Origin of the sequence: Streptomyces sp. NPDC059371, assembly GCF_042751995.1 — a bacterium.
Lineage (GTDB): Bacteria > Actinomycetota > Actinomycetes > Streptomycetales > Streptomycetaceae > Streptomyces.
The window spans coordinates 57933-69370 of the sequence record NZ_JBHYXD010000043.1; the positions used below are offsets into that span (position 1 = coordinate 57933).

The following is an 11438-nucleotide window of genomic DNA, read 5'->3' on the forward strand; positions in this document are numbered from 1 at the left end:
CCCAGCGCCGGGGGGGGCCCCCCCCCCCGCCCTCGGGGGGGCGTTCGGCGCGGACCGCTATACCCCGGCCCTGTGGGCGCCGCTAGCCCCACCCAGGCCCCCGGCAGGGCCGCCTCGGCCGCCGCGGCGCGTTGTTCCTCGCGGCCGTGGAGCACCCCGTACGTGAACGAGCTCTCCCTCGCCGCATGGGCCAGGGCGGCCAGTTCCCGCAGGGCTTCCCGGGTCATCACGCTGTCCTGGTGGTCGCCGAGGAGGCCCTGCAGCGACTTCATCGACTTGACCAGGCCGGCGGCGGGTCCGCCCAGGGCCGGGGCCGCGGCCTCGGCGGCGTAGCGGGTGCGCTTGGCCTTCTTGCGCGCGTCGTGCATGGCGTTGTCGCGGTCGGCGCCCGGCGGCCGGTCGAGGGCCTGCTCGACGAGGTCGGAGACCTTTCCGAAGTCCTTGCGGACGGCCTTGGCGATCACCTTCGCGGGGTCACCGCCGGCCGCCTTGAGCAGCGGCGGGTCGGTCACGAGCGCGTCGAGCGCGGTCAGCAGCGCCAGGTACCGCTTTCCGTCCAGGACGGCGATCAGGCGGCGCCGGGAGCCGCCGCGGCGGGCGTGCGTCCAGGTGCGCAGCCGGGTGCGGACGGGTCCGGAGAGCAGGGTGCGGGGCAGTTGGCCGAGGGATTCGGTGAGCCGCTCGGTGAGGACTTCCCGGTCGCGGTCGACGCCGAGCTCGCCGGCCAGCCATTTCAGCTCGTCGCCGATCGGGTCGGTGACGGCGCGGTCGAGGATCTTCCCGTACGAGCGGAAGGTGCTGCGCATCCGGCGGGTGGCGACGCGCATGCTGTGCACGGAGTCGGGGAGGTCGCGGCGGACGGCGGGATCGAGTTCGACGATGGCGTCGTACTGGGCGCGGAGGTAGCCGAGGACGTGGTCGCCCGCGGTGACCGGGTCTTTCCGGGGGGCGGGCTTCTTGGCGCGTTTGCCGGTCGTGTCGAGGGCTTTCGCGAGTTTGGAGGAGGCGGCGGAGCGGCTCAGGCCGGCCTTGCGGAGTTTCTTCTCGACCTTGTCGAGGAAGGCGGGGTCGCCGTCGTCGGCGAGTTCCACCTCGATCTCGGTCCAGGTGGCGGTGCCCTCGCCGCCGCCGAGCCGGTCCGCGCGGACGCGGTCGAGGCTGACCTCGGCGAGCAGGGCGCCGGAGTCGTCGACGAGGTGGCGGATGTCTCGGGCGGAGCGCAGGCGTACGAGGGGGACGAGTTCGGCGTCGCGAACGCGGGAGCGGACGAGTCCGGCGATGGCGCGGGGCACGGTGTCGGAGAGGGGGGCCTGGATCTCGTCGCGCACGCCCTCGGAGACGGGGAGTTTCAGGTGCCAGCCGGCGTCGTCGCCGCCGGTGCGGCGGCGCAGGGTGAGGGAGGCGGCGGCGAGACGCTGGTCGGGCGTGTCGTAGTAGGTGGCGTCGAGTTCGGCGACACCTTTGTCGACGACGCCCGCGACGCCCGGGACTCCGGTCAGGTCGGGCATGTCGACGCCGCCCTCGGCGGCCGGACCTTCGTACTTACGCTCGATCTCGCGCTTCGTGTCCGCCATGAACCGAATCTAGACGCGTTTGCGGGCCGTGGGCAGTACCCAATCGGCCCGGCTTGGCCGGAGCGGGCCTTTTCCCGTTGGGCCGGGTGTCACCTCGTGTTCGCCGAGGCGCCACCCGGCCGGCGGGCCCGCTGAAGCCGCTGCCGCGCCGCTCCGCTAGGCCGACATCGGGCGCTGCACCCTGATCGACTGCAGGAGGCCGATCGCGACCCAGACCGCGAACATGGAGGAGCCTCCATAGGACACGAACGGTAGAGGCAGACCGGCGACCGGCATGATCCCGAGGGTCATGCCGATGTTCTCGAAGGACTGGAACGCGAACCAGGCGATGATCCCGGCGGCGACGATCGTGCCGTACAGCTCGGTCGTCTCGCGGGCGATGCGGCAGGCGCGCCACAGGATGATGCCGAGGAGCAGCAGGATCAGGCCCGCGCCCACGAAGCCCAGTTCCTCGCCCGCGACGGTGAAGACGAAGTCCGTCTGCTGCTCGGGGACGAACTGGCCGGTTGTCTGCGAGCCGTGGCCGAGGCCGGTGCCGAAGAGGCCGCCGGAACCGATGGCGATCCGGGCCTGGTTGGTGTTGTAGCCGACGCCCGCCGGGTCGAGGTCGGGGTTGGCGAAGGCCGCGAAGCGGTTGATCTGGTACTCGTCGAGGACGTGCAGCCGCCAGGCGGCGACCGCGCCGAGGGCGCCCGCGCCGATGAGGCCGAACACCCAGCGGTTGGAGGCGCCGGAGGAGAGCAGTACGCCGAGCACGATGACGACCGCGACCATGATCGTGCCGAGATCGGGCATGAGCAGCACGATCAGCATCGGGACGGCCGCGAGACCCAGTGCCTGCACCACCGTGCGGTGGTCCGGGTACTGCTTGTCGCCCGCGTCGACCCGTGTGGCCAGCAGCATGGCCATGCCCAGGATGATCGTGATCTTGATGAACTCGGCGGGCTGGAGCGACAGCCCGCCGGCGACGAGCCAGTTGCGCTGGCCGTTGATCGTCGCGCCGAGCGGGGTCAGCACGAGCAGGATCATGAAGACGGACATGCCGTACAGGATCGGTACGGCCGTGCGCAGGGTGCGGTGTCCGAGCCAGATCGTGCCGATCATCAGGCCGAAGCCGATGCCGGTGTTCATCATGTGGCGGATGAGGAAGAAGTACGGGTCGCCCTGGTTGATCTCGGTGCGGTTGCGGGTCGCCGAGTAGACGAGGGCCGAGCCGATCGCCGAGAGCGCGACGGCCGACAGCAGTATCGGCCAGTCGAGCCTCCGGGCGATCGAGTCGCGGGCGAGCAGGCGGGTCCAGCCCGCGCGCTCGGGTCCGTACCGGGAGACGGAGAAGTTGTTGGCTCCGGTCATGTCAGGATCCTCAGCACCTTGGTCGCCGCCCTCGTCATGTCGGGATCCTCTTCCCCCGCCCCTTCGGCGGGCGGGCCGTACGCCTTCGGGTGACACGGTTGCCGCCGGTGGGCGAGGCCGTGGTGCCGGCGGGCAGGTTCGGGTCGGGGGTGGCGTCCTTGGGGGCCTGGCTGGCCTGCTGGTCCTTGGCCGGGTCCTTGGAGATACGGCCGGACTCGATCGTGCCGTCGGTCTGGACCTTCGGCAGGCCCTTCTGCGGGGTCGGCAGGAGGCCGTTCTTCTTGGTGATGGTGCCGTCGGCGGAGACGCCGTAGAGCGCGTTGTAGATCTTGCGCACGGCCTCACCGGACGCTCCCGAACCCGTACCGGCCTGGGAGATCGTCATGATGATCGTGTAGTCCTTGGAGTACGTGGCGAGCCAGGACGTCGTCTGCTTGCCGTAGACCTCCGCGGTACCGGTCTTGGCGTGCAGCGGGATCTTGTCCTGCGGCCAGCCGCCGAACTTCCAGGCCGCGGTACCGCGCGTGACGACGCCCGCGAAGGCCTCGTTCATGCCCTTGAGCGTGGCCCTGCTGACCGGCAGCTTGCCGTTGGCCTTCGGCTTGATCTCCTGGACGGTCTTTCCGTCGGCGCTGACGATCGCCTTGCCGATGGTCGGCTCGTACAGGGTGCCGCCGTTGGAGACCGCGGAGTAGATGGCGGCTTCCTGGATCGGGGTGACGAGCGTGTCACCCTGGCCGATGGAGTAGTTGATCGAGTCGCCCTCGCGCATCTTGTTGCCTTCGAGGCAGTTCTCGTACTCGATCCGCTGGACGTAGGTGCCGTTCTTCTTGCCCGTCTTGCACCAGGCGTCCTTGTTGGCCTTCCAGTAGTTCAGCTTCCAGTCGCGGTCCGGCACGCGGCCGGTGACCTCGTTGGGGAGGTCGATGCCGGTCGTCTGGCCGAGTCCGAACTGGTGGGCGGTCCTGTAGAAGTAGTCCTTGGGCTTCTTCTTCGGGTTGATCCCGCCGTCCCTCTTCCACTCGTTGTCGGCGAGTCCGTAGAAGACGGTGTCGCAGGAGACCTCCAGCGCCCGGCCGAGGGAGATCGGGCCGAAGCTCTCCCCCTCGAAGTTCTTGAAGACCTGGCTGCCGACCGAGTACGAGCTGGTGCACGGGTAGTGCCCGTCGAAGGCGTATCCGGCCTGGACCGCGGCGGCGGTGGAGACCACCTTGAACGTCGATCCGGGCGCCGACTGACCCTGTATGGCGCGGTTCAGGAGCGGGTAGTTGGACTTCTTCCCGGTGAGCGCGGTGTAGTCCTTGCCGGAGATGCCGCCGACCCAGGCGTTCGGGTCGTACGTCGGCTGGGACGCCATGGCGACGACACGGCCGGTCTTGGCCTCCATGACCACGACCGCGCCGGAGTCGGCCTTGTAGTTCTCGCCGGTGATCTTGTCGAACTGGGTCCGGGCGACCTTCATCGCGTAGTCCAGCTCGTACTCGGCGACGCGCTGGACGCGGGCGTCGATGCTGGTGACGAGGTTGGCGCCGGGTTCGGCCTTGTCGCTCTTGGCCTTGCCGATGACCCGGCCGAGGTTGTCGACCTCGTAGCGGGTGACGCCGGCCTTCCCGCGCAGGGCCTTGTCGTACTGGCGCTCCAGGCCGGAGCGGCCGACCTGGTCGGAGCGCAGGTAGGGCGAGTCGGTGTCCTTGGCCTTGGTGATCTCGTCGTCGGTGACGGGCGAGAGGTAGCCGAGCACCTGCGCGGTGTTGGCCTTGCCGGGGGCCGCGTAACGGCGCACGGCCTCCGGCTCGGCGGTGATGCCGGGGAAGTCCTCGGAGCGCTCGCGGATCTGCAGGGCCTGGCGCGCGGTGGCCTTGTCGGTGATGGGGATCGGCTGGTAGGGCGAGCCGTTCCAGCACGGCTGGGGCGTCTTGGCGTCGCAGAGGCGGACCTTCTGGATGACGTCCTTGGGCTTGAGACCGAGCACGCCGGCGAGCTTGGTGAGGACGGCCTTCCCGTCGTCCGCCATCTTCATCAGGTCCGTGCGCGAGGCGGAGACCACGAGCCGGGTCTCGTTGTCGGCGATCGGCACGCCCCGCGCGTCGAGGATCGAGCCGCGCACGGCGGGCTGGACGACCTGCTGGACGTGGTTGCCGGAGGCTTCCTTGGCGTACTCGTTGCCGTTGCGGATCTGGAGGAACCAGAGGCGTCCGCCCAGGGTGCCGAGGAGGGAGAGTACGAGAATCTGGATGACGACGAGCCGGATCTGGACCCGTGGGGTCCGGCCGGTCTCCGGGATGTTGGTCACTGCTGCTGCCTCCCCCTCTCAGTGTGTGTACGAGTCATACGAGTACACGGCGAACCTGTGCGTGGTGACACCGCGGCCGGTCAAGTCCCGTGACGTCCGGGACGCTTGGGCGGGCCGGCGGACGGGCCGCGTCGCTGTCGTCACAGCCGCTTGACCCCCTTGATGCGTCCGGCGCGGGCGACCCGCGCCTTGGCCGCCTTCACGCGCAGTCCGCCGCGCTGGCTGCCGATGCGCAGGCCGGTGCCGGAGGACAGCCAGCCCGAGGAGACGTCGGCCGCCTTGGAGGCCGAACCGCCGTCGGCGAGCGGATCGTTCTCGGCCCGCCGGGCCAGCGCCATCAGCACCGGCACGACGAAGGGCGCGAGCAGCAGGTCGTAGAGGGCGGCCGTGATGAGCAGGCTGCTGAGGCCTACATGGCGGGCGGCGGTGTCGCCGACGAGGGCGCCGACGCCCGCGTAGAGCACGGTGGAGCCGATCGCGGCGGCGACGACCACGGCCATGGGTCCGGTGGCCGATTTGAGTCTGCCGTTCTCGGGCTTGGCGAGGCCGGCGAGATAGCCGACGACGCAGAGCACGAGGGCGTAGCGTCCGGCGGCGTGGTCGGCGGGCGGGGCGAGGTCGGAGAGCAGACCCGCGCCGAAGCCGATGAGCGCGCCGCCGACATGGCCGTAGACCAGAGCGAGGGCGAGCACGGTCAGCAGCACCAGGTCGGGGACGGCGCCCGGGAGATGGAGTCGGGCGAGAACGCTCACCTGGATCACCAGGGCGACGACCACCAGGGTGACGGAGAGCAGCATCCGGTTGAAACGCATGGGATTCGGCTCCTCCTGCTACTGCTGCTGGCCGAGGTCGGGGGCGCTCGCCGAGGGGGTGACCGTCACGGTCACGGTCGGCGTGGGCGTCGGTCTGGGTTTCGGGGGGAGCACGGTGTCGCGCGGGTCGCTCTTGGGTGCCGCGACGACCACACCGACGATGTCGAGCTTGGTGAACGAGACGAACGGCGTCACGTAGATCGTGCGCGTGAGGTCGCCGCCGGAGGGGTCGACCCGGGAGACGACGCCGACGGGGACGCCGGGCACGAAGGGCTTGTCGGACTGCGAGCCGAAGGTGACCAGCCGGTCGCCCTTCTTGATCTTCGCCTTGGCGTTGAGGAGTTCGACGCGCAGCGGGCGGTCGCCCTGCCCGGAGGCGAAGCCGAGTTCGTCGGTGGACTCCATGCGGGTGCCGACGGTGAAGTCAGGGTCGTTGGCGAGGAGCACGGTCGCGGTGTCGGGGCCGACGGTGGTGACCCGGCCGACCAGTCCGGCGCCGTTCAGGACGGTCATGTCGCGCTGGATGCCGTCGTTGGCGCCGACGTCGATGGTGACGGTCCAGGAGAAGCCCTGGGCGGCCCCTATGGCGATCACCTCGGCGCCCTTGATGCCGTACTGGCCCTCACCCGCCACCTTGATCATCTTGTCGAGCTGCTTGAGGCGGCTGCGGTTGCGGTCGTCGCTGCCGAGCTTCGCCTTCAACGCCGCGTTGTCGTGCTCCAGTTGGGCGATGCGGCTGTGCCGTCCGCCCGAGTCGCGAACCGCGGAGATCGCGTTGCCGACGGGGTCGACCGCGGACGACACCCCGTTCTCGATCGGGCCGAAGACCGTCGCGGCGGCCTGGCGGGCACCGTCGACCGGTGAGTCCTGCCCGCCGCGGATGTCCACCGTGATCAGTGCGAACGCGATGGCGATCAGCAGCACCAGGAGCAGCCGGCTCTCTCGTGTGTCCCTCACGTGCGGCGGCCGTGCCTTCCTCGTCGTATTGGGTCAACAGGGGCGCGCCCTGGGCGAAAAGGATGCCCACGGTGCGATGAGGCTGGGGTGGGGGGGGTGAGACGGGGTGGCTGTTATGGGGGAGGTTATGACTCTATGTCGCAGGAGTTTATGCCTCCATACCAACGATCCGCCGCACGAGAAGGGGTGATCTCGTACGGCGGAATCGAAGTGTTACGTCATCTGCGGGGCTGGGCGTCCAGAACCTGCTGGAGCGCCTCGAACTCCTCGACACACTTGCCCGACCCGAGCGCCACGCTGTCGAGCGGGTCCTCGGCGATGTGGATCGGCATGCCGGTCTCGCGGCGCAGCCGCTCGTCCAGGCCGCGCAGCAGGGCCCCGCCGCCGGTGAGGACGATGCCCCGGTCCATCACGTCGCCGGAGAGCTCGGGCGGACACTTGTCGAGCGTCGTCTTCACGGCGTCGATGATCGCGTTGACCGGCTCCTCGATCGCCTTGCGGACCTCCGCGGCGGAGATGACGACCGTCTTGGGCAGACCGGAAACCAGGTCCCGGCCTCGGATTTCGGTGTGCTCGTCATTGTCGAGGTCGTACGCGGAACCGATCGTGATCTTGATCTGCTCGGCCGTCCGCTCACCGAGAAGGAGGCTGTACTCCTTCTTGATGTGCTGGATGATCGCGTTGTCCAGCTCGTCGCCCGCGACGCGGATGGACTGGGCGGTGACGATGCCGCCGAGCGAGATGACCGCGACCTCCGTGGTGCCGCCGCCGATGTCCACCACCATGTTGCCCGTGGCCTCGTGGACCGGCAGGCCGGCGCCGATGGCCGCGGCCATGGGCTCCTCGATGATGTGCACCTGGCGGGCGCCGGCCTGGGACGACGCCTCGATGACGGCACGGCGCTCGACGCCCGTGATGCCGGAGGGCACGCAGACGACGACACGGGGGCGGGCGAGATAGCGCCGCTTGTGGATCTTCAGGATGAAGTAGCGGAGCATGCGCTCGGTGATCTCGAAGTCGGCGATGACGCCGTCCCTCAGCGGACGCACGGCAACGATGTTGCCCGGGGTCCGCCCGATCATCTTCTTGGCTTCCGCGCCCACCGCGAGGATCCCGCCGGTGTTGGTGTTGATCGCGACGACGGACGGTTCGTTGAGTACGATCCCTCGGCCCCTGACGTACACCAGCGTGTTGGCGGTCCCGAGGTCGACAGCCATGTCACGGCCGATGAACGACATTGAGTTCCCCATCAGGATTCGTCTGGCCTTCCCAAAGCGAACGTTGACGGCTTTTTAGGGACGGCGCGAGGTTGGTGCAGCGACGTGAACGCTTCCATCGTAGACGCGCCTGCACGAACACTGCGCGAGGGTCTTGGCCATTGTCGGCAGATGGCCGAGCGACTCGCTTGTGGAGACGGGCCATCGGGGTCACGCGTTCCCCCGATCAGCGCGCATATGCCACGGGACGGCCTGATTTTTCAGGGCCGTCCCAGGTCAGACTGTCACAGCCGTGCTGACGCAGTCTCAGAAAATTCTTTGAAAATGTACTGCTCGGCGGGCTCCCGAGATCGTCCGGACGGCCTCGGCGAGGCCGCCCGCGGCCTCGGGCGCGACCGTCCGTACGCCGGAAGGTGACCGTCCGTGCGCGCGGACTCGGCGCTGAGCCTTCGTCCGGACGCTCAGGCGCGGCCGGGGAAGAAGATCTTCACCTCGCGCTCGGCGGACTCCTCGGAGTCGGAGGCGTGGATCAGGTTCTCGCGCACGATCACGCCGTAGTCGCCGCGGATGGAACCGGGGGCGGCGGCGATCGGGTCGGTCGGGCCGGCCAGGGCGCGCACGCCCTCGATGACCCGCTCGCCCTCGACGATCAGGGCCACGACCGGGCCGGAGGCCATGAACGCCACCAGCGGCTCGTAGAAGGGCTTGCCCTTGTGCTCGCCGTAGTGCTGCTCGAGCGTGTCCTGGTCCAGGGTCCGCAGCTCCAGCGCGGTGATCTGCCAGCCGGCCTTGCGCTCGATGCGGCTGATGATCTCGCCGGTCAGGCCGCGACGGACGGCGTCGGGCTTGAGAAGGACGAGGGTGCGCTGGCTCACGGGAAAGCTCCTTCGGGTCACACGGGTGCGGATGACCGAGGCTACAGGGCGTGTCCGGGGCGCTGTCACACAGCGTCAGGTGATACGGGCACGCGCCTCCGTCCGCCGGTACCGAGCGCCCACGCGCCCCGCCGGACGGGCTCAGGGCCTGTCCGACTCGGACAGGCCCTGAGCCTCCCGCACTAGGCCGGGTTGCCGTCCGGCTCGGCCTGCGGCTGCGCTTGCGCGGCGAACCTGGCCTTGGCCTCGTCGATCTTCCGGCCGTAGTGGACCGAGGCCCACCACAGCGCGGCGAAGGCCGCGCCCAGGATGAACATCGACGGCACGAAGAACCCGCCGGCGATCAGCAGGATCTGCAGCGCCCAGCCGAGCTGGACACCGCCGGGCCGCGTGATCATGCCGCACAGCAGCACGCTCAGCGCCATCAGGACCCCGCAGACCGTCCAGACCGTGGCCGTGGACAGATCGGGGTCCTTCATGGCGACGAGCCCGGCGAAGCCGATGACGAAGACCTCGCCGATCAGAGTGGAAGCACAGAGCGTACGCACGAGAGTCAGCCCTTCCCCAAGAGCAGTCGGACCTCGCCGACCGTGATGACGGAACCGGTGACCAGCACGCCCCCGCCCGCGTACTCGCCCTCTTCCTCGGCGAGCGTGATCGCGGCCTCCAGGGCGTCGTCCAGGCGCGGTTCGACCTGTACGCGGTCCTCGCCGAAGACCTCGACGGCGATCCCGGCGAGTTCGTCCGTGTCCATCGCGCGATGGCTGGAGTTCTGGGTGACGACGACCTCCGCGAAGATCGGCTCGAAGGCCTCGAGCACACCCCGTACGTTCTTGTCGCCGCTCGCGCCGACGACGCCGATCAGCCGGCTGAAGTCGAAGACCTCGCTCACGGCCTCGGCGGTGGCACGGGCACCCGCGGGGTTGTGCGCGGCGTCGAGCACCACGGTGGGCGAGCGGCGCACGATCTCCAGGCGGCCGGGCGAGGTGACCGAGGCGAACGCCTTGCGCACGGTGTCGATGTCGAGCCGCTGGGCGTGGGCCGAGCCGACGCCGAAGAACGCCTCGACCGCGGCGAGCGCCACGGCGGCGTTGTGCGCCTGGTAGCCGCCGTGCAGCGGCAGGAAGACCTCTTCGTACTCCCCGCCGAGGCCGCGCAGCGTGAGGAGTTGCCCGCCGACCGCGATCTGCCGGGACACGACGCCGAATTCGAGGCCCTCACGGGCCACCGTCGCGTCGACCTCGACGGCCTTCTTCAGCAGCACCTGGGCCGCGTCGACCGGCTGCTGGGCGAGGATGACGGTGGCGTCCTGCTTGACGATGCCGGCCTTCTCGGTGGCGATCTCGGCGTGCGTCTCGCCGAGCCGGTCGGTGTGGTCGAGGTCGATGGGGGTCACGACGGCGACATCCCCGTCGATCACGTTCGTGGCGTCCCAGCTTCCGCCCATGCCGACCTCGACGACGGCGACGTCCACGGGCGCGTCCGCGAAGGCCGCGTACGCCATGCCGGTGAGCACCTCGAAGAAGGACAGCCGGTACTCCTGCTGCCCGTCGACCATCTCGACGTAGGGCTTGATGTCGTTGTACGTCTCCACGAAGCGCTCGGCGGACAGCGGCGCCCCGTCCAGGCTGATGCGCTCGGTGATCGACTGCACGTGGGGGCTGGTGTAGCGGCCGGTGCGCAGGTCGAACGCGCCGAGCAGCGCCTCGACCATGCGGGCGGTGGAGGTCTTGCCGTTGGTGCCCGTGATGTGGATCGAGGGGTACGCGCGCTGCGGCTCCCCGAGGAGGTCCATCAGCGCGGCGATCCTGCCGACGGACGGCTCCAGCTTCGTCTCGCCCCAGCGGGTGGCGAGTTCGGCCTCCACCTCGCGCAGCGCCTTGTCGACCTCGGGGTCGGCGGGCCTCGCGGGTACGTCGGCCTGGTGACCGCCGGCGCCCTGGGTCCGCAGGGTGCGGCTGCCGGCCTCGATCAACGCGAGGTCGGGGTCGCGGTCGGTCTCGGCCTCGACGATCTCCTCGAAGAGACCGAGCGGATCACGCTCCGGGTCGTCGGACGCGCTGCTGTCGTGCGGGGGGAGGTCGCTCACGGGGCCAGTCTACGGAGGTGGCGGGGGTGTGGGGGCGTGTGGGGCCGCATGGGGGTTTTCGCCCCCTCCGCCCCTACCCGTCCCGTCCCTGGGGCTGCCGCCCCCGAACCCCCGCTTCGGACCGAACGGCCTCGTCCTCGATCGCCGGACGGGCGAACTCTCCGGCGGGAGAAGTTCAGCCCCTGCGGCGTTCGAGGAGCGGGGGTCCGGGGGCACGCCCCCGCGGTCCCCCAAAGCCCCCCCAACCCCCTGGTTCCCGGGGCCGTCA

The 11438-nt window shown here is 70.0% G+C and carries 9 protein-coding genes; all 9 read right to left on the reverse strand.

All coding sequences use genetic code 11. The features are described from left to right. Positions 1–1574, reverse strand: a 1574-nt coding sequence (locus ACFXGX_RS23595; protein WP_384794574.1) for a CHAD domain-containing protein, incomplete at its 3' end; no start/stop codon positions are given. Between the two features lie 156 nt (positions 1575–1730). Next, a complete protein-coding gene (rodA, locus tag ACFXGX_RS23600; RefSeq protein ID WP_384794576.1) occupies positions 1731–2927 on the reverse strand; it encodes a rod shape-determining protein RodA in 1197 nt (398 codons plus the stop codon). A 34-nt stretch (positions 2928–2961) separates the two neighbouring features. Next, the gene (gene mrdA / locus ACFXGX_RS23605) at positions 2962–5220 is read right to left on the reverse strand and encodes a penicillin-binding protein 2 (protein WP_384794578.1); all 2259 of its coding nucleotides are present in this window, start codon (positions 5218–5220) and stop codon (positions 2962–2964) included. A 140-nt stretch (positions 5221–5360) separates the two neighbouring features. Next, positions 5361–6032, reverse strand: a complete 672-nt coding sequence (gene mreD, locus ACFXGX_RS23610; RefSeq protein WP_384794580.1) for a rod shape-determining protein MreD — start codon at positions 6030–6032, stop codon at positions 5361–5363. An 18-nt stretch (positions 6033–6050) separates the two neighbouring features. Next, a complete protein-coding gene (gene mreC / locus ACFXGX_RS23615) occupies positions 6051–6989 on the reverse strand; it encodes a rod shape-determining protein MreC (RefSeq protein WP_384794582.1) in 939 nt (312 codons plus the stop codon). A 218-nt stretch (positions 6990–7207) separates the two neighbouring features. After that, positions 7208–8227: a rod shape-determining protein gene (locus ACFXGX_RS23620; protein WP_339129341.1), complete on the reverse strand. Its 1020-nt coding sequence runs from the start codon at positions 8225–8227 to the stop codon at positions 7208–7210. A 440-nt stretch (positions 8228–8667) separates the two neighbouring features. Next, the gene (ndk, locus tag ACFXGX_RS23625) at positions 8668–9081 is read right to left on the reverse strand and encodes a nucleoside-diphosphate kinase (RefSeq protein ID WP_045557536.1); all 414 of its coding nucleotides are present in this window, start codon (positions 9079–9081) and stop codon (positions 8668–8670) included. Between the two features lie 182 nt (positions 9082–9263). Further along, entirely contained in the window at positions 9264–9629 is a 366-nt protein-coding gene (locus ACFXGX_RS23630) for a DUF4233 domain-containing protein (RefSeq protein WP_384794585.1), read from the reverse strand. Positions 9630–9634: 5 nt separating this feature from the next. Further along, a complete protein-coding gene (locus tag ACFXGX_RS23635; RefSeq protein ID WP_384794587.1) occupies positions 9635–11170 on the reverse strand; it encodes a bifunctional folylpolyglutamate synthase/dihydrofolate synthase in 1536 nt (511 codons plus the stop codon). Between the last annotated feature and the right edge of the window lie 268 nt (positions 11171–11438).